Source organism: Agreia pratensis (assembly GCF_900177685.1).
In the GTDB taxonomy this organism is placed as follows: Bacteria; Actinomycetota; Actinomycetes; order Actinomycetales; family Microbacteriaceae; genus Agreia; species Agreia pratensis.
The window spans coordinates 700,725-723,647 of the sequence record NZ_FXAY01000001.1 but is presented as its reverse complement, the minus strand read 5'-3'; the positions used below and the strand labels follow the sequence as shown (position 1 = coordinate 723,647).

Sequence of the window (22,923 nt, the reverse complement as noted above, 5' to 3'; positions counted from 1 at the left end):
TCTCAGCCCGTCACGAATAGTCTGTCGTCTAGCAGAACTGCGAGAGGACTTTCCAGAATGCGCGTTTTGAGTTACAACCTGCGGAACAACAGTGCCAGTGGCGAACTCGCCGCCCTGACTGACGACTTCGACGCAGATATCTTCTGCGTTCAAGAGGCCGACACCGCGTCGCTCCCGTCGACCATGGGGCACCTGACCATGTCGCACGCCACGACAGAGAACCGCCTGGGTCTCGCGCTCTACTACCGCGCCGAGCGCTTCTCGGTCGAAGACAGCACCACCTTCACGCTCAAGAAGTCCATGCACGACCGGGTGATGTCGCCCGGAACCCAGCGTTTGCTCGGCGCCCGACTTCTCGATCGCCAGACCGACCGCTCGTTCGTCGCCGCGTCGTTCCATGCCGCGCCGCTCACGGCATCCAATTCTCTGCGTCGAACCCAGATCACCGCGGCCCACGAAGAGCTGCAGCGCATCGGCGTCGACATTCCGATTCTGATGGTGGGCGACTTCAACTACCCCCTGTTCCAGAACAAGCTGCGGGCTGGAATCAAGGACTCGGGCTACGAGCTGTCGCTGAGCGACAGCGTGACGTACATGCGTTACAAGTGGGTGCGTGGCCACTTCGACTTCGTCACCTCGAACGGGTTCCGCATCGACGAGGTCAAGACCCTTCCGCAGGGCGACTCCGACCACCTGCCGATTCTCGTGAAGGCCGAATACGACATGGCCGAGGTCGTCGGCGACTAGCTGAGACCAGACCAGACCAGACCGACCACCCCGGCCGTGAGCGCCTCATCTGGCGAGCCACGCCGCGAACCGGGCACTCGAGCCGCTTCACGCCGGGCGTCGAAGCGGGTTGCGAAGGGCGCGTTCTGGCGCACGGTCGTGCTCGCCGCGCTGGTCGCGCTCTGGCCCGCCGCCGGCACAGCTCTCGAGGCAGGGTTCACGGGAGTGGGGGAGCGCACCCTGGTCGTGGGTGCGGTCGCCACTGCTCGACCGCCTGCAACACCGACGGCCACCGCGACGCCTGCCTCGACACAGGTCGTTCCGCTCTCGGTGCTCAGCGACTCGCACGCCTACTTCGCCGCGTCCTGGTGGCGGCAGACCGTCGAGGCGAACGCTATTCCGGGCGTCTCGATGGGGGCCTTCGCGTCGCAACCCGGCGCGGTGGCCGACACCATCGCATCCGGTCTCGACGAAGCGGCGGCCGGCGCCCAGGGCGGCTACGTGCTCGTGCAGGCCGGAACCAACGACCTGCTCGCCGGCAGCTCGCCCGCCCGGGCCGCGTCAGACATCGAGGCCCTCTGGGCAGGCGTGCGCGAGCGCGGCTCGACCCCGATCGCGGTTCTCGTGCCGCCGTCGAGCCAGGTCGGCAGCAAGGTGATCGAGCTGAATCGGCTGCTGACGGGCGCTGCCCGGCAGGCCGGCATCGCGATTCTGGATGTCTACACCCCGGTCGCCGACGCCGGTGGCCGGTGGCTGGCGGGCACCTCAGACGACGGCAAGCACGCGAATCTCGAGGGCGCCACCAGGCAGGCGAACGAGGTGCTCGCTCAGCTGCCCGGCATTATCGCGGGGCGCCTCGGCCAGCTGGCCGAGCTGCCGAGGTCCTGAGCGCGCCGCGGGGCGCGGGCGCGGGCGCGGATGCGCGGATGCGAGGCGGAGGCTGGGCCTGCTGCGACTCGGCGAAGTCGCGTCTGATCGCGGCCAGCGCTTCGGGCGACAGCTCGAAGCCGATCGGATGCCCCGGGTTGACCACCATGCCCACCTCGTCGGCGACGCTGGCCACGAAACGTCCTCCGGTGAGGGCGACCGTGTGCGGCGCGACCTCGAGGTATTCAGCCGGAACGCGCGCGAGGTCGGTGAAGAGCGGCAGCATCGGGGCGCCTCCGACGGTGCTGAGCACGAGGGGGCTGAAGCCCGAGGTGGCGTCGGCGGCTGTCTCGGTGCGGCTCAGCGCGAACACGGGCGTGGTCAGGAATGCCGAGATGAAGACCGTCTGCCGCACCTCACCACGAATGCCATCGAGAAGCGCCTGCTCGAGTTCGTTGTGCACGGGGTCGGCGGCGAGTCGGGCATCGAAGTCGGCGGAGTCACTGGAGTCGGTCACCGTTCAACCCTAATGAGGCCTCCTGGCCTCCCGCTGTTTGCGCTGGTTGAGTAGCGAGGAACGAGCGTATCGAAACCACGCTGAGGTGATTTCGATACGCCGGCTCCTTCGTCGCGCGGCTACTCAATCAGCGCACGGGCCCGTGCGCGCTCCCGATGCGCGAACATAGAAGCATGACCTCGAGCGAACTGCGGCGGGTGGCGAAGGCGCTCTACGAGCTGCCGCCCGCCGAGTTCACGTCTGCTCGCAATCAGGCTGCGCGCGAGGCGTCGCAGCGGTCGGATGCCGCGGCCATCAAACGCTTGCCTCGGGCGCAGGCCACTGCCTGGGCGGTCAGCACGCTGGTGCGTGAAGATCCGACGATCTTCGATGAACTGCTCGATCTCGGCGAGCGGCTGCGCGACGCGCAAGAGAACAGCGATCCGGTCGCCCTGCGCTCGCTTGGCGCCGAGCGGCAGAAGCTGCTGTCTCGGGCGTCGGCTCGCACCCGTGAGCTCGCCGATGGCGCCGGCGTCACTCTGAGCGGCTCGGCCATGATCGAGGTGACGCAGACCCTGCAGGCTGCGATGACAGACCCGGATGCCGCCGCGCTGGTGCGCGACGGGCTTCTGGTTCGCGGGCTCGCGGTCACGGGGTGGGAGCCGGTGCGGCTCGAGGGTGCCGCCGCGCTGCCGCCAGAGGGTGTCTCGATGGGGCGACGGGCCCGGGCGGCGCGCCCACGGGCATCCAGAGCCGACCCCGAGGTCAGCGAGCGCGAGCGCAAGGCTGCGGAGGCCGCGGCTTGGAGCGCGCTCGACGACGTGGCGACGGCCCATCAATCGGTGAACGACCTCGCGGGCGCACTCGGCGACCTCGCGAGTCGGCGCGCCGAGCTCGAGGCCGAACGAACCGAGATCGAAGAGCAGCTTCGCGGAGTGGAGTCGGATCTGGCGCATGTCTATCACGACATCCAGGTCGGCGAGCGCGACAGGAAGGCGGCCGAGCGCGCTGAAGTGCAGGCCAAGAAGCGGGCGAAACAGGCCCAGGAGCGCCTAGACCGCCTCGGCTGAGCTGCGCTGGTTGAGTAGCGAGGAACGAGCGTATCGAAACCAAGCGGCGCATCGAATTCACGTGCGCCTCGAAACCACCCACCAGGGGGGTGAAAAGAGGGGTGAAAAATCTTCAATAACCTAGAACCGAGCCGTCGAAGCACATAGTTTTAGATCGAGCGAGCGCCGGTTCAACCCCCAATAGATCCGGCGCTCCTCATCTTTTTAACGACCTCGCCCGCCGGGTCTGCGCGTCGGCGTAGCATCACTTGCACCGGCTCATGATCGGATGCGGCTGCGCCATCGAAACGCGAGGCATTGATCGCCGCCTCGCGCACCTCGAGGTCGGGGCTCACAAGGATCCAGTCGATGCGTTTGGTGCCTGTCTTCGGTGCCCGGTAGTTCGAGAACGTGCCCCACGGGGCGGTGAGCCGAACGCCCGCCGCGCTCCAGGCATCCACGAGGGGCCCGGCGTCGCCGACGATCGCGTCGTAGGGAACCGTGCCGACATCGGTGTTCATGTCGCCCATCACGATGATCGACTCGTCGCTCGATGAGGCGATCGCCGCGAGCTGCTCGGCCGAGCGCAGGCGAGCCCGCCTCGAGATGTGATCGAAGTGCGTGCTCACCACGCGAAGAGGTTCGTGGGTCTTCACGTCGATGAAGCGCGCGACGACGGCCACGCGCGGAATCAGGTTTCCCCACGAGCGCGACCCCGCGACATCCGGTGTCTCTGACAGGGCGATCTGTCGCCAGCTCTCGAGGTGCAGTCGACGGGAGTCGTAGAAGAGCGGGCATCCCTCGCCGGTGCCGTCGGCGTTGCGGCCGTAGCCGATGCGCCGATAGTGCGGGCCGAGCACCGCAGAGATGAAGAGGGCCTGATCGGGCAGGGCCTCCTGGGTGGCGAGCACGGTGGGGCGCTCGCGCGAGATGAGCTGCCGCAGCAGCGGCTGACGCTTCGACCACAGATCGGGGCTGCCGGGGGCGTTCTGTCGCATTCGACGCCGGATGTTGTAGGTCATCACATGCAGATCGGGTGCGTGGGCCTGGCCGAAGATCGGGGCGTCAGTCATGGGGCCAGCGTAGGCCGCGCTGCCCGATTGCTGCGGGATGCGCCGCGAGTCAAGGGGGGTCTCGTGTTGCGCGCGGCGACGTAACGTCGAGAGCGTACGGACAAGCTGATACCGCAATACAAGGAGTTACTTTTATGCCCCAGATCATCGAGACCGTCGACGTTTCTGTTCCCGTCTCTGTCGCCTACAACCAGTGGACGCAGTTCGAGGAGTTTCCCAAGTTTCTCGACGAGGTCGAGTCCATCCAGCAGGTGACCGACACTCTCACCGAGTGGAAGGTGAGCGTCGCAGGAGTCGAGCGCACCTTCGAGGCCAACATCACCGAACAGCACCCCGACGAGCGCGTCGCCTGGAACAGCACCGGCGGTGAGGTCGACCACGCCGGCGTCGTCACGTTCCACAAGCTCGCCGACACCGAGACCCGCGTCACAGTTCAGCTCGACTGGGAGCCGAAGGGCCTGCTCGAGAAGCTCGGCTCGGCCGTGGGCGTCGGTGGCCACGCGGTGAAGAAAGACCTGAAGAACTTCAAGGAATACATCGAGTCGACCGAGCACCCCGATGGTGCCTGGCGCGGCGAGGTTCAGGCCTGATCTGAGCCTGCTCTGCCCCGAGTGGACAAAGAGCTGAGTAATCCTTATCTTTGAATGAGTAGAAGGCGTTGGTTCACCCCCTACGCTGAATGGGCGCCTTCTACTTTTCAGCTTCTTACCCTCACCGCTCGGACTCCATGACTGCCCCTGTGCCCGCTCGCGATCACGCCAACATGTCTGTTGCCGAACGCGAATTCACGTTCGACTCCCTGCTAGCCGAGTTCGGCGACGACGAGCGCACTGCTCGGGTCGAGGGCGGAGTCGCTTCGCCCACTTCGGCGGTTGCTGCTCCCGCAGTTGTGACTGCAGTTGCTGCCGCCGCAGCCCCGGTATTGGGTGTGCATACGCCGTCGAGGCGTCGGGTTGCGGATGCTGCCGCCGTGAGGCCCGCGCCAGCTAAGCGCCCCGCCGCCAAGAAGTCGGATTTCGCCCGACGCGCGCTGGCGATGCCTTCTGCCGATGTGCTGCAACTCGGCGGCCTCGTGGTCATCGCGGGCATAAGCCTCACCCTCGCTTTCGTCGCCCTCTCGCGCTGAGGCGCCCAGAGTCGCGCCATCGATCCGTCGCGAAATGCTCTGAATTCCTCTGTGAAGAGCATTTGGCGACGCATGGATTCCGAACGCGGGCGGTCGACACGGATCGCCCTCTCGCGCCGAGAAGTCCGTAGCGTGGAGGTATGAAGTTCGCCTCCGTGAAACGTCTCCTGCTGGTCGCCGCGATCGTCGCCGTTGTGGCCGGGGCGGCGGGCGCTGTCTATTTCGCCGCGCAACCCATGTCGTTCGCCTGGGTGGCCTACGCGCCGCTGTCGGGTGAGGTTTTCAACCCGAACTCCACCCATCTGGTGTCGGCTCCCACGATGTACGCCCTCGCGGTCGTCGCGCTCGGCCTCGTCGTCGCGGCATTCTGGGCCGGCCTCACCGTGGGAGAGCGGCGCTCGCGTGCGCTGATCGAGTAGCCCGCTCACCCCACCCCGCGCTGACCGCGCAGCCCGCTCACCCCGCCCCGCTGATCGAGTAGCCCACCCACTCTCCCCGCTGATCGAGTAGGTCGCCCAGTGACCGTATCGAGATCACACCCGAGTGATCTCGATACGCCGGCCGCGCGGTCGAAACGACCACTCGACCGGCGCGGCCCCGCGCGGTTACGCCGGGCCGCTCACCACTCTGGCGCGGTGCTGCATCACAGCATGACCGATGGCAGATGCGATCGCTGCGACCCCCGCGGGAGCCACGATTCCTCCGACGATCAGCCCGATGATCGCCGCGGTAGCAGTCGGCGCGAGGCCCACAGAGAAATACCCAAAAATGAAGAACAGAGGAATCAACATCGGCAACCACGACCAGTTCGGCAGGCGCCGGAACGCGATCCATGCGGCACTGAGGCCTACGTTGGCCACCCATATGGCAAGGCCGAGCAGCATTCTCCAACTGTCGGTCACGATGTCGGGCAGAAGCGAAGGACCGCCGAGGGCGAGATCGTCATTGCCGATCAGCAAAGCGCATGCGATGAACAGCGCGACAACGCCGCCAACGAGATAGATCCAGGCCAAGACACGCATGTTGTTCTCCCGATGATTAGGCGGCCAGACTACCGAGCGAGCTCCGCTCGTGTCGATCGCCGTCATAGGGTCAGATCCGAGAGCCGGCCATCGGCATCCAGAGCCAATGTCGCCGTCAACCCGAGGCGGGCGAGAAAGTGGTCGTCGTGGTTCACGAGCAGCAGCGCGCCGCGATAGCCGTTGAGGGCGTCGACGAGTTGGTCGACGCTCACGAGATCGAGGTTGTTGGTGGGTTCGTCGAGCATGAGCAGTTGCGCCGGGGGATCGGCGAGCAGCAGCCGGGCCAACGCCACTCTGAAGCGTTCGCCGCCCGAAAGAGTAGAGACGGGCCGGCCGACGTTGTCGCCCTTGATCAGCAGGCGGCCGAGCTGGTTGCGAACCTGCGAGTCGGGCGTGGTCGGTGCGACAGAACGGATGTTCTCGATCGCCGTCTCGGCATCGTCGAGCCCCGCAAGTCGTTGGCTGAGGTATCCGACGCGGTCGGTGTGCAGAACTCCGGATGCTCGCCCGGGTTCCGCATCCCGCCCGAAGACGAGGTTCTCGAGCAGGGTGGACTTGCCGATGCCGTTCGGGCCGACGAGCGCTACGCGCTCCGGGCCCTGGATGGCGATGGTGCGGTTCGTGCCGCGAAGTTCGACTATGCGACGGCTCGCGCCCACTGCCGGATCGGGGAGCTGCAGGCTGATCTTCTGCTCTGGCCGCACCCGTTCTGCAGCGTCATTGCGAGATGTGAGGGCTGCGTCGAGCCGGTCATGCCGCGTCGCGCGCAGCTTCGCCGCTGAGTTCTCGGCCCTCGATACCTGGCCGTTCATCACGATCTTCGATGCGCGTTTGTTCTCGTTCGCTGTCTTGGCCGTCTTCGATCGTTTCGCCAGTTTGCTCTCGGCTTCTGCCCTGAGGCGTCTCTCCGCTTTGACCGCGTGAGCGGCCGCGTCGGCCGCATGTGCTGCGGCTGCCTGGTCGAGCTCGAGCTTCTGCTTCCACTCGGAATACGGTCCACCGAAGACAGTCAGGCTGCCGCCGTAGAGCTCGGCGGTCTGATCCATATGGTCGAGCAGCTCGAGGTCGTGGCTGACGACCACCAGCGGTCCGGGCCAGGTGTCGAGAAGCTGCACCAGCATCCGCTTTGCTTGGCGGTCGAGGTTGTTGGTCGGCTCGTCGAGCAGCGTGATGGGCAGGCGTCGCACCCGCAGGCCCGCGATCGCGATGAGCATCACCTCGCCGCCCGAGAGCTGGCCGACGTGTCGCCCGAGGTCGTCGGCCGTGAACCCGAGGGGGCGCAGCTGCTCGGCCGAGCGCGCCTCGATGTCCCAGTCGTCGCCGATGGTGTCGAAGTGACGCTCGTCGACATCGCCCGCCTCGACCGCCCGGATGGCATCGAGGATCGATGCGACGCCGAGGAGGTCGGCGACGGTCGTCGAGTCGTGCCAGGTCAATGACTGAGGAAGGTACCCGACCGCGCCGGTGACCGTGACGGTGCCCGAGGTCGGTGTGAGCTCGCCCGCCATCAGCCGAAGCAGGGTCGACTTGCCGCTGCCATTGGCGCCGACGAGGCCTGTGCGCCCCGATGTGAAGCTGCCGCTGATGCCAGACAGAGCGGGCGTGCCGTCGGGCCACGTAAACGAGAGGGCTGAGAGAACGATTGATGCGTTGCGTGATGACATGAGATCCCGAAGAGGTGTGTGCGCTCGACCCGGTGAGGGGAGCGGAGATGAACAGAACCCATCGCGGGGCGATGGTTCGACGGCACGCGACTCACGGCCGTCCTCTGGAACGGCTCTTACTGTCGTCGCGGGGCCGCCACCGAAGAAACGGTGGCTAGGCGCTGTCGATCTCGGGGCTCAGCACGCATTTCACGATACAGGATGCGATGGGCGCGCGATCGAGAAGCACGTGCGGCGGCGCACCCTCAGTCGCTCGAGTAGGCCGCCCGAGGCCGCGCGCCCCGCGTTGGTCGAGTAGGCCGCCCGAGGCGGCGCACCCTCGCGTTGGTCGAGTAGGCCGCCCGAGGCGGCGCACCCTCGCGTTGGTCGAGTAGGCCGCCCGCGGCCGTATCGAGACCACCGCCAAACGATGGGAGTCGAGTCATGCCCGGTCGATAGCATCAGCTCATGCGCATAGTTGCCGGAATAGTGACCTACGAACCAGATCTCGCGCGACTGACGGAAGCGATGACTGCGGTTCGACCGCAGGTTGAGGCACTGCTCGTCTTGGACAACGCCTCCAGTAACTCGGATGGCATCGCCGAAATCGCTGCGTCGGCAGACTTCCAGAGGAACTCGAAGAACCGCGGGGTATCCGCGGCCCTGAACCAGATCATGCGGTGGGCTGAGAACGTGGGCGCGGACGCGGTACTTCTGCTGGACCAGGACTCCGTTCCCGCATACGGCATGGTGGCTGCGCTCAGCGAACACCTTGTCGGCACGGTCGGAGAAGCCGTGCCGCGATACATCGACCGGAACTTGACGAAGGAAATCGGCCCTCCAGGCGATCCAACGGTTCGTGACGTTCCTCACTGGATTACGTCGGGCTCTCTGGTTTCCGTCGCAGCGTGGAGAGAGGCTGGCGGCTTCGATGAGGACCTGTTTATCGACTATGTCGACTTCGACTTCTGCGGTCGACTTGCCGATGCGGGTAGAACCGTGCGCGTAGTCCCTCACGCCCTCTTGATGCACGAGGTCGGCCAGAGCATGATGCGAGGTGGCATCAGGGTGTGGAACCATTCAGCGTTCCGAATGTTCTATATCGCGCGCGACATGCTGGTCTACGTCCGAAAGCATCCCCGCGGCACACGCAGGTTTCCGGACCTGCCCACAGGCTTGCTGGGAGCGCTGATGGTGTTGGCCAAACGCGCCGCAGTCATTGCGGCCTTTGAGCGGGGGAGACGGGCAAAGCTTGAAGCCATGGCCCGAGGTACCCGCCGTGGCCTCGCCGCGCTCCACTCATGAATAGCAAGTTACGCTGCCCAGCACTTAGCGATCCGTTGCGCTACGTACGAAGGCTGACCGCGCCTGCGGGACGGGGCAGGAAGCGGCCGGACGACCGAGACCCGCAGGAGCATCTCTGGTCTCGCTAAGCAGACTGCGGCCAATAGTAAAAGTTCGCTCTTGACGGCGTGTCAGGGCTGATCTGTGGACCGATAAGATCGCGCTGGGGCATCTATCGGTGGGGGAACGATGACAAGAACGCGCAAGTACGCCAAGACAGCGCGGGCTGAGCCTGCGGGAGTCAAGGCGGCCTCTCCCCCCCCCCCCCGAGCTGACATTCAGGGACTACGCGCACTAGCCGTCGTCGCGGTGATCCTGGACCACCTACTGGGCTGGCCCGCAGGGGGGTTCGTCGGAGTCGATGTCTTCTTCGTGATCTCTGGCTTTCTGATCACTGGTCTCTTGCTGCGGGAGCATCAGCGTACGGGCTCGATTTCCTTTATCGGCTTCTACCGTCGACGTATCAAACGCATCATGCCCGCTGCGGTCGCCGTCGTAGTGGTGACTATATTCGCGGCTTCAATCCTTTTCGGGAAGTCGCGTCTGCTGGAAACAATCGGCGACGGTATCTGGGCCACATTCTTCGCAGCGAATTGGCACTTCGCTGCTGCCGGAACCGATTACTTCCAACTCGGGGGCCCCATCTCCCCGCTACAGCACTATTGGTCACTCGCTGTTGAGGAACAGTTCTACTTCGTATGGCCGTGGCTCATGCTTCTGATCTTCTGGGCCGTGGCACGTCGAGGACGGGCGAGCGAAAAGACGGCGAGGGTTGCGGTGGGCTTGACGGTTGTCGCCATCTCGCTTGCTTCGTTCACATGGGCGATCTTCGAGACCATTAACAATCCGACTTGGGCCTATTTTTCGACATTTTCTCGGGCATGGGAGCTCGGTATCGGTGCCATCGTCGCATTGACAGCGGGTCATCTTGCTCGGATACCAGCGTGGCTGCGTCCTGCGCTGGGATGGATTGGTCTTGCCGGTGTTATGGCGGCCGTGTTCGTCGTCTCGGATACAGACGCCTTTCCTGCTCCATGGGCGGCCCTTCCGGTTCTGGCGACGGCACTGGTGATAGCTGCAGGAACGGGAGGGACTCAGCGTTTTCTGTGGCCGATCATGAATCGCGCGACCAATTACATCGGAGACATCTCTTACTCGCTGTATCTGTGGCACTTCCCGATTCTCATCATGCTGTTGACCTTGATGCCGGGAAGCAGCCTCGAGTATTATGTCGTCGCGTTGGCTCTGACAGGGGCTCTTTCCGTGGTGAGTTATCACCTGATTGAGGATCCTGTTAGAAAGTCTCGATGGCTGGATGGCGCAGGAACACCGAAGGCGCCGAGACGGCCGGTAGATCGGAAGCTCGCGACGGGGTGGCTGGCCGTCCTCGCCACCGTATCGATACTTCTGGTCGTCGTTGCGTTCCAAAGACAACCCGTCTCAGTCCCGAGGATCGACACGGCGGAGCTGCTCTCGGCGTACGATCCGGATGCCGCCGCGGAGCCGGCAGCGTCGTTGCCCCTGTGCCTCGGAGCCGCCACGTTGGATCCTGCTGCGAGCTGCACTCCGGTGGTCGTTGGCTCACAACTGGCGCCTTTACCGGCGGACGTCGCGGAGGACACTGGAAACTCGTACGCATGCTTTCCCAATGAGGACCAAGCGATGAAGGTATGTCACTACGGAGACGTCGATTCAGACGTCAGAGTTGCAATCGTTGGTGACAGCCATGCGGCCTCTCTGATCCCCGGATTGTCCCAGGAGGCGTCCGGCCAGGGGTGGGCTCTCGACACCTATGTCGGCGCAGCCTGTATCTGGATCAGCGGAAGCTGCGAAGCAATGCCAGATATCGAGAAAGCTCTTCTTGAGCAGCCGTACGACATCGTCATCACTTCGGCGTACCGAGGCAGCGGCAATACCGACAAAGACGCTCTAGCGCAGTCATTCGCCGACACATGGACGCCTGTAGCGACAGCGGGTTCGAAAATCGTGGTCATTGAGGATGTGCCGATCAGCGCTGGCGAGGCTGTGGCTTGCGTAACCCGTGTCAACTTCGTTGCGACAGACGACTGCTCTATCTCGACCGAGAAGGGGTACAGAGTCCAGGATGGTGCCGCGATGGCCGTGCCTCTGGTGCAGAACGCGGCCCTCGTGTCGACCCAACAGTACTTCTGTCAGGAAACGTGTCCAGAAGTCATTGGCAATGTGTTGGTGTACCGCGACGATATCTCGCACATAACCGCCACCTACAGCAAGACGCTGGCTCCTTATCTTGTCCGCGACATCGTCGCGGCGACATCGCCCGCTGCCCCTGAGTGAAGCCGTGCGGCAATGATTGTGCCGCCTTCGTCCCATCGGTGAGAGCCCCGAATTCGCCATCAACTCTTTACCGAGTCACCACTCGCGCTCCTCCTGAATGAGGAGGTTCAACGGGCACCGAGGGGAGCCGGCGACGAATCGAGCGGGAACTACATGAACGACGTCAGCACGAGCGAACCGTTGAACACCACGTGGGCGGCGATGGCGCCTCCGATGCGGCCGGTGAGACCAGCGATAAGTGCTGCTGTCAGCCCCAGAATCAGGCTCGATAGTCCGAGCACGAGGGCCCCTGTGGGGCTCGCTGCCTGGGTGAGGTGCAGCAGGGCGAAAAGAGCCGCGCTCGCGATCATCGATACCGAAGCCGCGACTCGGGGCGACAACCGGGCCGAACTCACCCGCAGCACTGCGCGCTGCAGGAGCCCGCGAAAGAAGATCTCTTCCACGAAGGGCGCAATCAGCACGGGCGCGAGGATCGTTCCGAACAGCCACCACACGTCGTAGTAGGTCTCGCCGAACGTCACTCCGAGCCCGATCATGCGGCCTGTGACAGCGATCTCGACGATGCCGACCGCCGCGCGAGCAAGGAGGCCGGCGCCCACGCCGACGACCACGTCGAGAAGCGTGATGCGCAGGCCGACATCATGGGCAAGCGACCCGGTGCCGCGAACGAAGCAGATGAACGCGACCGCGGCGAGAAAAGGCAGCCAGACGACGAGGTAGCTCGCAACGAGAACCACGTGCGGGTCAAATAGCGGACCGGTTCGCAGCCAGGAGACGAGCGCCAGCATCGAGACCAGCGCGATAGCAAGAGCAACGACTGAAGCGCTCAGTTGTTGTGTGCCGGTGGCGTGACGCTTGCCGAGGTCTGTCATGTGACAGGGGAGAGCGGGCGTCGTGGCCTCTTCTCCTTCGAGGAGATCGTCACGTCGACGGTTGCTTCGCGCCGGTGTCTGAGGCTCACCAGGCAGAGGGCGGCCAAGAACCACGTGATCGGCTGATAGGTGGCGTTGGAGAAGAAGCTGTTCAGAAGAACCAGCACGAGCAGTTGGCCCTGGATAGTGCGCACCGCGGCGGCGCAGGCGAAGAGAAGAACCGCGATCAGGGGAAGCGAGAGCCAGGCGCCGTCGACCCACATGGAGAGAATCCAGTTAGAGCCGACGTTGTTGTCGGATGCCCCGAAGTTTAGCCGACCGGAGACCCCCACCCTGCCGCTGCTGCTGATGCCCCAGCCGTACCAGGGAGCTGAATCTGCAAGATAGAGCAGTCCGTCGTTCTGCTGCACACGCGCCTGGGCCGAGACATCGTCTGACGCGACGGTGAGAGTTCGAGAGAGCCTGGTGATGAGGTTGTCGTGCAGCGCCGGAATGGAATTGAGCGCGATCACTCCCAGAACGACCGTGACGACGACACCCGCGATTCGGCCAGATCGATTTCGTGTCGCAGGCGCGGCATCCGGTGTCGCACCCCGGCGAGCCGATCGAGATCGAACGACGAGCGCGACGGCCGCAGCCAGAGCCACCGATCCAGCCGTGGCAACCCATCCTGCTCGAGCAAAAGCGAGCACCAGACCGCTGAAGGTCACGGCTATAAGAACGACCCGGAGCCACCGCCGAAGATCGAGACGCCAGGCAAGAACAAGACCGACGCCGGAGTACATGCCCAGCCAGTCTGGCTCGGGGTAGATGCCGGTGGGTCGACCGAGCGCTGAGATGCTCAGGTGCCACACATCGCTCGGGATGATGCCTGCCACTTGCAGCAGACCGAACAGGGCACTGAACGACGTCACGGTCAGCAAACCGTAGAGCATGGTGCGGATGTCGGTGGCGCTCGCGGAGACGATGATGATGGCCCCCGACACTGCCAAGGCAAGCAGCTGCAGCCCGAGAGGGGGGTTGTTCACCAGCTCGCCGAACAACGCGGTCGACGCGAGCAGCGCTGCGGCGCCCACCAGAACCACGGCCTCGCGCGCCACGAGAGACTTTCCGTCTCTGCGAGACAGCACAGCCCACACGACGACGACAATCGTGAACACGTGAACCTGCAGAACCTGCACTCCGAAGAGCCCTGCGCTCACGCCGACAACGAAGGCCAACACGTCGCGTCGAGCCCGATGAGTGAGCACGAGAACGGCGGCCGACGCCAACAGTGCCACGGCGACGAGTACCCCCAGTACGTTTTCCCCCACGGGTCACATCTTAGGTGTCGCAATGCACTGATCTAAGCTGAGCACAGCGCCATTTGTCGTGCACGGATCATGCGTCTGTGCCGGCCCGGTGCGGCAAGACTGCACGATCGAAGCGGTGCCGCAGCGAGACGACGAATTATCCAACTTGGGGGAGTGAGATATGAGGCGAGTGCTCGGCCACCTGTCGTGGTACTCGGCGATCATGATCGCGAATTCGGCGATCGGACTTCTCGTGGTGCCCGCGACGATCTACGTGGTCGGGGCCGACGAATGGGGCGCCATCGCGGTCGGCCAGGCGGTGGGAAGCATCGCCACGATCTTCGTGGCATTGGGCTGGGGATACAACGGTCCCAGCCTGGTGGCGAGAGCATCAGATGTCGGGCGTCGCGTGATCGCGATCAACTCGCTCATTGCGCGCTTGCTCGTCGCGCCGATCATCGTGATCGCGTCAGCGGTTGTCGCGTTCTCGCTCGCTCCGACTCTTCCGCTGGCATCCGTTATCGCGTCGGTGACTGTGACACTGGGCGGTCTGGGCATGGGGTGGTACTTCGTGGGCGAAGGGCAGCCTCGCAAACTCTTCATCTGGGATGGGCTTCCTCGTTGGATAGGCAGCGTCGTCGGCGTCGGCTCGCTCTTTGTCTGGCAAGACGTGTACATCTTTCTCTGGATTCAGCTCGCCGGCGGCATCCTCTCCAGCGCTGTGGCGACCATCGTCGTCATCGGTCGCGGGCCCGCGGTCGACCGCGAGTCGTGGGGCGTCGCCGAGGCATTCAGGGGCGTGAAGAGCCAGATGTACGCCGGAATCACGGTCGTCACGGCGACGAGCTTCGCCTCTCTTCCCACTCTCGTGATCGCTGCGATCGCTCCGGCCAGCGTGCCGGTCTATGCCCTCGGAGAGAGACTCATGAGACTCGCTCTGATGGCAGCAACCCCCATTTTCCAGTGGGCGCAGGGCTGGGTTCCCAAGTCGACCTCGGAGAGACCCCGAGAATGGCGGATCCGGATGGCCACGCGGGCATCCTATGTTCTGGCGATTCCCGTGGGACTCGCGGTGGCCGTCGGCGGGCCGTTCGTGGGAGACCTGCTGTCGGGGGGCGCGGTCGAACTTCCGTGGGAACTCACCATTCCACTCGGTGTCGCGGTGGCGACGTCGACGATCTCGCGGGTGGTGGGCATGGCCTGCTTGCTCGCACTAGGACGGGATCGATCAGTCGCCGTGAGCGCCCTGTACGGAGCCGCCGTGGGAACACCCCTGCTCTTCATCCTCGTCATCACCTCAGGCTCGACCGGCGCGGCGATCTCGTTGGCGATCTCAGAGACCATCGTCGTCGTCTACCAGATCTTCGCGCTTCGAAAGGCGGTGGCACATGAGCACGCAGAGACCCTCGCCCGGTGACAGAGTCGTGGGCGTTCTCGTCGCCTACAACACGCCCTACGACGTGCTTCGCCGCACGGCTGCTCGGCTCGCACCTCAGCTGTTCGGGGTGTTCATCATGGACAACAGCGACGCGTTCGACGACAGTTCTCACGCCGACTTCTCCGACCTGGGCGAGCGGGTCGAGTACATCCCGTCGGGTGGCAACATCGGTATCGCGGAGGCGCAGAACCGTGGCGTGCGGCGGGCGATCGAACTCGGCGCCGACTTCGTGCTCTTCCTCGACGACGACAGCAGTTTTCCCGATGGCGGCGTCGAGACGATGCTTCGTGATCTCGCAGCCGAACGGCACACCTCGCCCGACACGGTCGGCATCGGCCCCAAGGTCGTAGACGAGCGATCCGGGCAGGTGCTCGCGCGGGTCTGGAACGGCTCCCGGATTCGACCTGGAGTCATCGCCGAAACGACAGAGGTCGCTTTTCTCGTGAGTTCTGGGGCATTGATCGATGTCGACGCCTTCGCGAGATTCGGCATGTTCCGGAGCGACTACTTCATCGATCATGTCGATCAAGAATGGGGGCTACGAGTCGGGCTCTCGGGAGGCCGCCTCGTCATCACTCCGAACGTGACGATGTTCCACAAGCTCGGCGACGAGCCCACGTTGAGCAGAAGCGGCAACGTTCGCTACGTGCATAACAGTCCGACCAGGGACTACTACCTCACGAGGAACGCCATCTTCTTTATGAGGGACCTCGATCTTCCCCTGCGGAGATATCCCAGCATGATCCGGCTTCTCGTCGACAGCTCGCTTCGCAAGGTGCTCGGTCGGTCGCGAAGTCGCGACCAGCGGGTAGCCGTGCTGAAGGGCCTGACCCACGGCATCCTGAATCGGCGCGGCAAGCTATGAGCTCGAGTCGACGCCCGCCGATGCGCCACAGTAGCGCAGGTACCATATCGTTCAGATCTGCTCGGGGGAGTTCATGGTGAAGAGGGTCGGTGGCTCGCGCACGTCGAGGCGCACTGCGTGGTCGTTCGGGCGGGCGGCCGATCTGGCAGCGCTCGCGGTGATCGCCGTGGCGTCGCTCGGGCTCGCCGCTGCCGCATTGATCGGTGTTCACCTCCACCCCTCGCCCGTCGGCGCGATCCGCACCGCCCCCGCGAGCAGTGAGCCCAGTGCCGAGCCGACGCCCAGCAGCACCCCGACCCCGACGCCGACCCCGGTCATCCCGGTCGCCGTCTCGTTGCTCCACGACGGAGCGGTGAGCACGGGCGGATCCTGGTGGTCTCTCTCTGTCGGAGCCGGTGCCGTGCCGAACGCCGTCGACGGTGCAGAGGTTCCCGCGCCGACCGCGGCGACAACGCAACTCACCGTCGAGGAGCTCGGGTCGCTTCTCGAGGGATCGCCGTCGCTGCAGGGGTACATCGTGGTGCAGGCCGGCTCGACCGAGGTGGCGGATGGGGCCGAGCCGGCCCCCGTCGCCAGGAGCCTCGGTGTGCTCTGGCAGGCGATTCGCGACCGCGGTGGCATTCCCATAGCCACGCTGCTTCCTCCCTCCGATGACGACGCGTCTGAGACCAACGCACTGAACTCAGCCATCGCATCCGCCGCTCAGGCCGCCGGAGTCGGCGTGCTCGATCTGCACACGGCCGTGTCGACACCGTCTGGGTTCTGGGCTGCAGGCCTCTCCGACGACGGGGAGACAGCCAATGCCGATGGCTCATCGGCTCTGGCCACGGCCGCCGAGGCGCAGTTGCCCGTGCTGCTCACCGCTCGGTAGACCGGTTGTCGGTCGCGTTATGACGACGGTGGGGGAGGCCTTCGATCCGGATCGCAATAGCTTGAACGCGATTCGGCTGCTGCTGGCGTCAGCGGTGATCGTGAGCCACTCGTGGCTCGTCAACGGGCTGGGCCTGCCGCCCATGGTGGGCGGAACGGATGCCGGTCTGGTCGCGGTGGCCGGCTTCTTCGGCATCTCCGGATATCTCGTGACGGCCAGCAGGCTCCGCTCGTCGTCGCTGCCTGCCTATCTATGGCGCCGATTCCTGAGAATCTACCCCGCCTTTCTCGTCGTGCTCGCGGTGACGGCGTTCGTCTTCGCGCCGCTTTCGACGCTTCTCGACGGGCGCAGCACCATCGATTGGGCGGGCGCCGCAGCCTACGTGCTCAACAACGCCGGGCTATTCGTGCGTCAGCTCGGGGTGCCAGACACGCTGTCGAACAACGCCTACCCCTTCGTCTGGAATCTGCCGCTGTGGACACTCTTCTACGAGGCCGTCTGCTACCTCCTGATCGGCGTGCTCGTCTCTGTCGTCTCTGAACGCCTGCGCGGCGCGGTCGTCTGCGCGATGTTCGTGGTCGCGATGTCGCTGTCACTCGTGTTCCTCTGGGCGCCCGGCTTCCTCACGTCTCCCGTGCTCGAGAGTGCCGCGAATCTGGCCGGCTTCTTCTTGGCCGGGTCGCTCATTCACCTCTACCGCGACCTGATTCCGTCTCGTGCGGCCCTCGCGATCGTCGCCGCTCTTCTCGCCGCGATGTTCGCGTTTCTCGGGGTGTTCTCGGCGCTCGCAGCCCTGCCCATCGCGTATCTGCTGATCTACCTGTCGACAGTGATGGCGCCGCTCGACAGGGTCGGGCGCCGCAACGACATCTCGTACGGAATGTACATCTACGGATTCCCGGTGCAGCAGGGGCTGGTGCTGCTTCTGCTGCTGGCCGGATGGTCTGTGCCCATCTGGCTGTTCGCCGCCCTCGCCGTGGTGGTGACCGTGCCGTTCGCGTGGGCGAGTTGGCTCGCCGTCGAGTCTCCGGCATTGCGGCTCAAGGGTCTCGTGGGGCGCCAGGGGCTTGGAGCCCGACGTCTGAGACAGGCGGAGTGATCGTCGCCGGGCGGCGGCCATCGTCTGTTGACGTCGCCCGACCAGATGTGTGGCAGCATAAAGCTACGCGGGCTGAGGTTCGCCGTGCTTTACGACCTTGAGGGGAAGGCCGATTCAGTGGAACTTCGCGACTACATACGCATCTTTCAGAAGAGCTGGGTTCTCATCGCCGTGTTCCTCTTTCTCGGCATCGGAGCGGCTGCCGGATACTCGATCATTCAGACACCGAAGTACAGCTCGTCAGCGAAGGTCTTCGTATCGACCTCTGGCGGGTCGAGCGTCTCCGACCTGCAGCAGGGCAACACCTTCACGCAGCAGAGGGTCAAGACCTACGCCGACCTCACCACGACTCCCATCGTGCTGCTGCCCGTGATCAGCGAGCTCGGCCTCGATCTCAGCAGCACCGAGCTCGCCAACATGATCACGGCGTCGGCCCCGCTCGACACGACTCTGATCGAGATCTCGGTCACGAACGTCGACGCCGCGCTGTCGGCCGAGATCGCCACCGCCGTCTCCGAGAACCTCGCCAAGGCGGTCGAGAACATCGAGACGGCATCGAACGAGACCGGAGCCGAGTCTCCGGTCAAACTGACCCTCGTGCAGCACGCTGAGGTGCCGCAGACGCCGGTGAGCCCGAACGTTCCCCTGAACATCGCACTCGGTGCGCTCGTGGGTCTGGCCCTCGGCATCGGCCTGGCCGTGCTGAAAGAGGCGCTCGACAACCGCATCCGCAACGAGCGCGACATCGAACTCATCAGCGAGGCTCCGATTCTCGGTGGGATCGTCTTCGACCCCAAGGCCAGCGAGCGCCCCCTGATCGTGCACGACGACCCGAAGAGCCCTCGGGCAGAGTCGTTCCGCACGCTCCGAACGAATCTCCAGTTCCTCGACATCGGTCGCGAGAACCGTTCGTTCGTCATCACGTCGTCTATTCAGGGCGAGGGCAAGAGCACCACGGTGGCCAACCTCGCCATCACCCTGGCAGATGCCGGTGCGCGCGTGCTCGTCGTCGATGCCGACCTGCGCCGACCGAAGCTGCACGAATACCTCGGACTCGAGGGTGCAGTCGGACTCACCGATCTGCTCATCGGGCGAGCGGAACCGTCCGACGTGATCCAGCCCTGGGGCAAGGGCGACCTGTTCGTGCTGCCCGCCGGCAAGATCCCTCCGAACCCGAGCGAGCTTCTGGGGTCGGAGGCTCTGGTGACCCTCCTCGCCGAGTTCAACAGGGCATTCGATATCGTGCTCTTCGACTCCGCCCCGTTGCTTCCGGTGACAGACGCAGCGATTCTCGCCCGACTCGTCGGCGGCACGATCGTGGTCTGCGCTGCCGGCAAGACGCACAAGGGCCAGCTGAAGGGTGCGTTGGCCAATCTGAGCAACGTCGATACGCCCGTCTCGGGCATCGTGATCACGATGCTGCCTACCAAGGGTCCGGATGCCTACGGCTACGGGCGCTATGGATACAGCTATGGCTATGGCGACACGGGCGAACCTACCGAGTCCTCGCCGAAAGTCGTCGCGAGCCGTCCCTGACCGTGACTCAAGACAGAGGTGGTCGACAGGTGCCCTCCGTGCTCTTCGTCTGCACCGGCAACATCTGCCGGTCGCCGCTGGCCGAGCAGTTGTTCCGAGCGCGTATGGATGCCCGCGGCATGCGGTTGGTCGCGTCGAGCGCGGGAACCGGTGCTCGAGCGGGTGAGCTGATGACGCCCCAGGCAGCCGAGCTGTCGCTCCGTTATGGCGGCGATCCGTCACTGCACAGTGCTTCGCCCATCGATGCGGCCGGCATTACGGCGTCGAACCTCGTGCTCACTGCGAGTCGTGAACACAGATCCGCGGTCGTCTCGTTGGTTCCGCGGGCGAGTCGTTACACATTCACTCTGCGCGAATTCGCGCGACTCGTCGACATCTCGGCGGCTGAGAGTCTTGTCCCTGATGGGCAGCGTCGGGGTGCCGTCATTGATTTCGATCTCGATGAATTCGTGCGCCAGACAGCCAGTCTGCGCGGCCACGGATCGGCCATGCCGACAGCCGCAGACGACGACATTGCCGACCCATATCGGCGAAAACAGTCGGTCTACGATGAGGCGGGCGCGCTCATCGATCACGCCGTCGATGCCATTGTGACCGCCATCGCGCGGGCAAGCCTCAAGACCGAGGCTCCGCGACCTCGCAGATCGGCCGGGTCGTGACAGCCACGCGCGAGAAGCGAGTCTCGTCAGGAGCGTCTCGCGACTGGCGCGACCGCTATGCCATGGGCCTCGCCATCACCGACCTGCTTGTGCTCATCTGGGTGATCTTCGGCGCCCAGATCGGATGGTTCGGCGTAACGACCTCCGACGTCACCTTCTCGGGAAGCCTGAGCGAGGTCGCCTTCAGCTACACCGCCATCTCGGTGTTTCTCGTGACGTCATGGCTGGCGATTCTCGGAGTGTTCGGTTCGCGCTCTTACAGGGTGCTGGGCACGGGGCCGCAGGAATACAGGCTCGTGCTCGACGCGAGTGTCAGGCTCTTCGGTCTGGTAGCGATCGTCGCCTTCCTCTTCAAGATCGAACTCGCCCGCGGGTACATCCTGATCGCGTTTCCGCTGGGCGTGCTCACCCTTCTGCTCTCGAGGTGGATCTGGAGACAATGGCTCGGAGTCAAGCGGCTGCGAGGCGAATACTCCTCGCGCGTTCTGGTCGTCGGCTCTGAATCGTCGACGCTGCACCTGGCGAGGGAGCTGGCACGTCAGCCGATGGCCGGATACCTCGTGGTGGGCGCCTGCATCCCCGCGAGAGCCGATGCCGGATACCTCGGCGGCACCTCGATTCCTGTCTTCGTCGACCTCGAGAACCTCGGTTCGGCCATGAAGGTGACCGGAGCCGATACCGTGGTGATCTCGAGCAGCGAAGATCTCTCGCCGGAGGCCATCCGCAAAATCAGCTGGGGTCTCGAACCCGGCCGTCAGCATCTGGTCGTCGCGCCGAGCCTGACCGACATCGGTGGCCCGCGCATCCACACCCGGCCCGTGGCGGGCCTGCCGCTCATTCACGTGGAGACGCCGCGCTACACGGGGTCGAAGCAGTTCGCCAAGCGAGCATTCGACCTGGTCGCCGCGAGCGTGCTGATCGTTCTTCTCGCACCCCTGTTCGGCATCATCTCGCTTCTGGTCAAGCTGTCGTCGCCCGGCCCCGTGTTCTTCCGGCAGCTTCGGGTCGGCATCAACGGCTCCCGTTTTCACATGATGAAGTTCCGCTCGATGGTCACCGATGCCGAGACCCGGCTCGCCTCACTCCAATCGCAGCAGCGGAGCGAGGGCAATTCCGTGCTCTTCAAGATGGCGAATGACCCGCGGGTCACTCCGATCGGTCGGCTGCTGCGCAGATTCAGCCTCGACGAGCTTCCGCAGCTGTTCAATGTGCTCCAGGGCACAATGGCCCTGGTCGGGCCCCGGCCTCCGCTCGAACGCGAGGTCGACCAGTACGACAGCCACGTGCACCGGCGCTTTCTGGTGAAGCCGGGCATCACCGGGTTGTGGCAGGTCAGTGGCCGGTCGGATCTCTCATGGGAGGACACCGTGCGGCTCGATCTCTACTACGTAGAGAACTGGTCGATCACGGGCGACATCGTGATTCTCTGGCGCACGTTCAAGGCTGTCGTCAGCAAGTCCGGCGCGTACTAGACAGGCGGATGCCGGCGGTCACGGCTCGAGAAGCCAGCGCGCGGCCTGTATGCGCGCCTCTTCACGGGGAAGCGACGCGACGACGTCGTGCTGGGGCAGAGGGCACTCGAGGGCAGAGAGAATGCCCTCGGCGAGCTCTGCCGGAGAGCAGGGCGAGGCGACGACCACGTGGCCGGTCGAGCGGAGCCACGGCGCCAACCCCGTCTCGTCTGTGGTGACGACAGTGAGCCCACGCGACAAGCCTTCGACGATGGGAAGCCCGATCTGCTCGCGCCAGCGCCCGTCGCGTTCTGATGGCACGATCACGACATCTGCCTGGTCGAGGAGCGGGTCGATCTGCGAATGCTCGACCCGACCGAGAAACGAGCGGCTCTGCGCCTTTTCGGCCGCCCAGCGGGCGACGCGTTGCTCGAGCGCACCTGCGCCCACGATCGTCAGGTGCGATGCGGGGTGGTCGTTCTCCACCTGAGGCCACGCTTCGAGCAGCGTCGACAGGCCCTTGCGAGACTCGAGGTTGCCGATGAAGATCGCCTTCGATCCAGGGCTCGACCGGGTTGGCAGATCGGTCGCTCCTGTGGGCAGTTCGAGGAACGTGCCGCTGGGGATCGAGCTGACCAGGGGCAACGACTCATAGGCATTCTTCGCGCCGTCGCTGCCGAAGGCGATGCGCTCGTAGCTCAGAAGGATGAAGAGCCCGAGTCCGGCCGCGAGCACCGCTCGCAGTGCCGCAGGAACGGGTCGTCCCAATAGGGCCATGATCGGATCGTTGTTCTCGATGGCGTAGAGCCGCGCGCGTCTGCTGCGGCCTCGCCGGAGCCCGTTGATGCGCCAGATCAACGCGAGAATGACGGTGTGCACCGCGTAACGTGCCCAGAAAGGCTCAGGAAGTTCGAAGGTGTCGGCCTCTGATCTGAGAACCTGCCTCACCGCCTGCCCGAGGGTGACGGAGTGAAACGTGGGCGGTATGTCGCTGAGGCCGAGATCGTAGTGACGTGAGAAATAGATGACGTCGCCGTCGCGTCCGGCGTTGCGGTAGTCCTCGACCTGCGAGGCGCGGAGTTCGGGCAGTACCCGCAGGAATCGCACGTCGGTCGCGCCGCGCGGGCTCGCCGTTTGAGGTTGAGACATCGGGTTCGGGTTCCCATGTTCGGCAACGG

The 22,923-nt window shown here is 64.8% G+C and carries 22 protein-coding genes; 15 read left to right on the top strand and 7 right to left on the bottom strand.

From position 1 onward, the window contains the following. Positions 1-57: 57 nt before the first annotated feature. Positions 58-747 (top strand): endonuclease/exonuclease/phosphatase family protein, encoded by a 690-nt coding sequence (locus tag B9Y86_RS03410; RefSeq protein ID WP_085482917.1) that lies wholly within the window; start codon positions 58-60, stop codon positions 745-747. A 36-nt stretch (positions 748-783) separates the two neighbouring features. Beyond that, on the top strand, positions 784-1,614 hold the full coding sequence (locus B9Y86_RS03405; protein ID WP_139824707.1) for a GDSL-type esterase/lipase family protein: 831 nt from the start codon (positions 784-786) through the stop codon (positions 1,612-1,614). Here B9Y86_RS03405 and B9Y86_RS03400 read toward each other — a convergent pair. Next, positions 1,568-2,110, bottom strand: a complete 543-nt coding sequence (locus B9Y86_RS03400; protein WP_085482915.1) for an SseB family protein — start codon at positions 2,108-2,110, stop codon at positions 1,568-1,570. The two genes, B9Y86_RS03405 and B9Y86_RS03400, sit on opposite strands and share 47 nt — an antisense overlap. Before the next feature lie 173 nt (positions 2,111-2,283). Here B9Y86_RS03400 and B9Y86_RS03395 point away from each other — a divergent pair, with 173 nt between their 5' ends. Next, positions 2,284-3,159, top strand: coding sequence for a hypothetical protein (locus B9Y86_RS03395; RefSeq protein ID WP_085482913.1), 876 nt, complete (start codon positions 2,284-2,286; stop codon positions 3,157-3,159). A 170-nt stretch (positions 3,160-3,329) separates the two neighbouring features. On the opposite strand, the gene B9Y86_RS03390 is transcribed toward B9Y86_RS03395, so the two are convergent. After that, positions 3,330-4,211 carry an endonuclease/exonuclease/phosphatase family protein gene (locus B9Y86_RS03390; RefSeq protein WP_085482911.1) on the bottom strand — a complete coding sequence of 294 codons (882 nt, stop codon included), beginning with the start codon at positions 4,209-4,211 and terminating at the stop codon, positions 3,330-3,332. 134 nt (positions 4,212-4,345) lie between these two features. Here B9Y86_RS03390 and B9Y86_RS03385 point away from each other — a divergent pair, with 134 nt between their 5' ends. From B9Y86_RS03385 to B9Y86_RS03375, 3 genes are all read left to right on the top strand, one after another. Further along, a complete protein-coding gene (locus B9Y86_RS03385) occupies positions 4,346-4,801 on the top strand; it encodes an SRPBCC family protein (RefSeq protein WP_085482909.1) in 456 nt (151 codons plus the stop codon). A 173-nt stretch (positions 4,802-4,974) separates the two neighbouring features. Continuing rightward, complete coding sequence (locus B9Y86_RS03380) at positions 4,975-5,337, top strand: hypothetical protein (protein ID WP_139824706.1); 363 nt, start codon at positions 4,975-4,977, stop codon at positions 5,335-5,337. 140 nt (positions 5,338-5,477) lie between these two features. Continuing rightward, complete coding sequence (locus B9Y86_RS03375; protein ID WP_085482905.1) at positions 5,478-5,756, top strand: hypothetical protein; 279 nt, start codon at positions 5,478-5,480, stop codon at positions 5,754-5,756. Between the two features lie 186 nt (positions 5,757-5,942). Here B9Y86_RS03375 and B9Y86_RS03370 read toward each other — a convergent pair whose 3' ends face one another. Beyond that, entirely contained in the window at positions 5,943-6,359 is a 417-nt protein-coding gene (locus B9Y86_RS03370) for a hypothetical protein (RefSeq protein WP_139824705.1), read from the bottom strand. 62 nt (positions 6,360-6,421) lie between these two features. Further along, positions 6,422-8,023 (bottom strand): ABC-F family ATP-binding cassette domain-containing protein, encoded by a 1,602-nt coding sequence (locus B9Y86_RS03365; RefSeq protein ID WP_085482901.1) that lies wholly within the window; start codon positions 8,021-8,023, stop codon positions 6,422-6,424. Between the two features lie 447 nt (positions 8,024-8,470). Between B9Y86_RS03365 and B9Y86_RS03360 the strand changes: the two genes are divergently transcribed. Together B9Y86_RS03360 and B9Y86_RS03355 are read left to right on the top strand one after the other, a co-directional pair. After that, positions 8,471-9,307, top strand: a complete 837-nt coding sequence (locus B9Y86_RS03360) for a glycosyltransferase family 2 protein (RefSeq protein WP_085482899.1) — start codon at positions 8,471-8,473, stop codon at positions 9,305-9,307. A 228-nt stretch (positions 9,308-9,535) separates the two neighbouring features. Beyond that, the gene (locus B9Y86_RS03355; RefSeq protein ID WP_085482897.1) at positions 9,536-11,662 is read left to right on the top strand and encodes an acyltransferase family protein; all 2,127 of its coding nucleotides are present in this window, start codon (positions 9,536-9,538) and stop codon (positions 11,660-11,662) included. A gap of 149 nt (positions 11,663-11,811) precedes the next feature. Here the strand turns inward: B9Y86_RS03355 and B9Y86_RS03350 are convergent, their stop codons facing one another. Both B9Y86_RS03350 and B9Y86_RS03345 read right to left on the bottom strand, forming a co-directional pair. Continuing rightward, positions 11,812-12,534 carry a CPBP family intramembrane glutamic endopeptidase gene (locus B9Y86_RS03350; protein ID WP_085482895.1) on the bottom strand — a complete coding sequence of 241 codons (723 nt, stop codon included), beginning with the start codon at positions 12,532-12,534 and terminating at the stop codon, positions 11,812-11,814. Then, positions 12,531-13,847 (bottom strand): hypothetical protein, encoded by a 1,317-nt coding sequence (locus B9Y86_RS03345; protein ID WP_139824704.1) that lies wholly within the window; start codon positions 13,845-13,847, stop codon positions 12,531-12,533. Before B9Y86_RS03345 ends, B9Y86_RS03350 begins: the two co-directional genes overlap by 4 nt. A 160-nt stretch (positions 13,848-14,007) precedes the next feature. Here B9Y86_RS03345 and B9Y86_RS03340 point away from each other — a divergent pair, with 160 nt between their 5' ends. The 7 genes from B9Y86_RS03340 to B9Y86_RS03310 all read left to right on the top strand — a co-directional run bounded on the left by B9Y86_RS03340 (position 14,008) and on the right by B9Y86_RS03310 (position 21,766). Further along, positions 14,008-15,243 (top strand): lipopolysaccharide biosynthesis protein, encoded by a 1,236-nt coding sequence (locus B9Y86_RS03340; protein WP_085482891.1) that lies wholly within the window; start codon positions 14,008-14,010, stop codon positions 15,241-15,243. After that, on the top strand, positions 15,215-16,129 hold the full coding sequence (locus B9Y86_RS03335; RefSeq protein ID WP_085482889.1) for a glycosyltransferase: 915 nt from the start codon (positions 15,215-15,217) through the stop codon (positions 16,127-16,129). The genes B9Y86_RS03340 and B9Y86_RS03335 overlap by 29 nt, the downstream gene beginning before the upstream one ends. Before the next feature lie 73 nt (positions 16,130-16,202). Continuing rightward, positions 16,203-17,000 (top strand): GDSL-type esterase/lipase family protein, encoded by a 798-nt coding sequence (locus B9Y86_RS03330; RefSeq protein WP_085482887.1) that lies wholly within the window; start codon positions 16,203-16,205, stop codon positions 16,998-17,000. A gap of 19 nt (positions 17,001-17,019) precedes the next feature. Beyond that, positions 17,020-18,099, top strand: a complete 1,080-nt coding sequence (locus B9Y86_RS03325) for an acyltransferase family protein (protein ID WP_176223241.1) — start codon at positions 17,020-17,022, stop codon at positions 18,097-18,099. Positions 18,100-18,216: 117 nt separating this feature from the next. Further along, positions 18,217-19,635, top strand: a complete 1,419-nt coding sequence (locus B9Y86_RS03320) for a tyrosine-protein kinase domain-containing protein (protein ID WP_085482883.1) — start codon at positions 18,217-18,219, stop codon at positions 19,633-19,635. 29 nt (positions 19,636-19,664) lie between these two features. After that, a complete protein-coding gene (locus tag B9Y86_RS03315; protein WP_176223240.1) occupies positions 19,665-20,294 on the top strand; it encodes an arsenate reductase/protein-tyrosine-phosphatase family protein in 630 nt (209 codons plus the stop codon). After that, the gene (locus tag B9Y86_RS03310) at positions 20,291-21,766 is read left to right on the top strand and encodes a sugar transferase (RefSeq protein ID WP_244894610.1); all 1,476 of its coding nucleotides are present in this window, start codon (positions 20,291-20,293) and stop codon (positions 21,764-21,766) included. Before B9Y86_RS03315 ends, B9Y86_RS03310 begins: the two co-directional genes overlap by 4 nt. Positions 21,767-21,784: 18 nt before the next feature. Here the strand turns inward: B9Y86_RS03310 and B9Y86_RS03305 are convergent, their stop codons facing one another. Then, a complete protein-coding gene (locus tag B9Y86_RS03305; protein WP_176223239.1) occupies positions 21,785-22,894 on the bottom strand; it encodes a glycosyltransferase in 1,110 nt (369 codons plus the stop codon). Between the last annotated feature and the right edge of the window lie 29 nt (positions 22,895-22,923).

Excerpts from the sequence above, each read along its gene's own strand:
- B9Y86_RS03350 (WP_085482895.1), bottom strand. The coding sequence starts at position 12,534 with ATGACAGACCTCGGCAAGCGTCACGCCACCGGCACACAACAACTGAGC.
- B9Y86_RS03375 (WP_085482905.1), top strand. The coding sequence starts at position 5,478 with ATGAAGTTCGCCTCCGTGAAACGTCTCCTGCTGGTCGCCGCGATCGTC.
- B9Y86_RS03380 (WP_139824706.1), top strand. The coding sequence starts at position 4,975 with ATGTCTGTTGCCGAACGCGAATTCACGTTCGACTCCCTGCTAGCCGAG.
- B9Y86_RS03410 (WP_085482917.1), top strand. The coding sequence starts at position 58 with ATGCGCGTTTTGAGTTACAACCTGCGGAACAACAGTGCCAGTGGCGAA.
- B9Y86_RS03340 (WP_085482891.1), top strand. The coding sequence starts at position 14,008 with ATGAGGCGAGTGCTCGGCCACCTGTCGTGGTACTCGGCGATCATGATC.
- B9Y86_RS03385 (WP_085482909.1), top strand. The coding sequence starts at position 4,346 with ATGCCCCAGATCATCGAGACCGTCGACGTTTCTGTTCCCGTCTCTGTC.
- B9Y86_RS03355 (WP_085482897.1), top strand. The coding sequence starts at position 9,536 with ATGACAAGAACGCGCAAGTACGCCAAGACAGCGCGGGCTGAGCCTGCG.
- B9Y86_RS03370 (WP_139824705.1), bottom strand. The coding sequence starts at position 6,359 with ATGCGTGTCTTGGCCTGGATCTATCTCGTTGGCGGCGTTGTCGCGCTG.
- B9Y86_RS03395 (WP_085482913.1), top strand. The coding sequence starts at position 2,284 with ATGACCTCGAGCGAACTGCGGCGGGTGGCGAAGGCGCTCTACGAGCTG.
- B9Y86_RS03360 (WP_085482899.1), top strand. The coding sequence starts at position 8,471 with ATGCGCATAGTTGCCGGAATAGTGACCTACGAACCAGATCTCGCGCGA.
- B9Y86_RS03335 (WP_085482889.1), top strand. The coding sequence starts at position 15,215 with ATGAGCACGCAGAGACCCTCGCCCGGTGACAGAGTCGTGGGCGTTCTC.
- B9Y86_RS03390 (WP_085482911.1), bottom strand. The coding sequence starts at position 4,211 with ATGACTGACGCCCCGATCTTCGGCCAGGCCCACGCACCCGATCTGCAT.
- B9Y86_RS03325 (WP_176223241.1), top strand. The coding sequence starts at position 17,020 with ATGACGACGGTGGGGGAGGCCTTCGATCCGGATCGCAATAGCTTGAAC.
- B9Y86_RS03305 (WP_176223239.1), bottom strand. The coding sequence starts at position 22,894 with ATGTCTCAACCTCAAACGGCGAGCCCGCGCGGCGCGACCGACGTGCGA.
- B9Y86_RS03365 (WP_085482901.1), bottom strand. The coding sequence starts at position 8,023 with ATGTCATCACGCAACGCATCAATCGTTCTCTCAGCCCTCTCGTTTACG.
- B9Y86_RS03330 (WP_085482887.1), top strand. The coding sequence starts at position 16,203 with ATGGTGAAGAGGGTCGGTGGCTCGCGCACGTCGAGGCGCACTGCGTGG.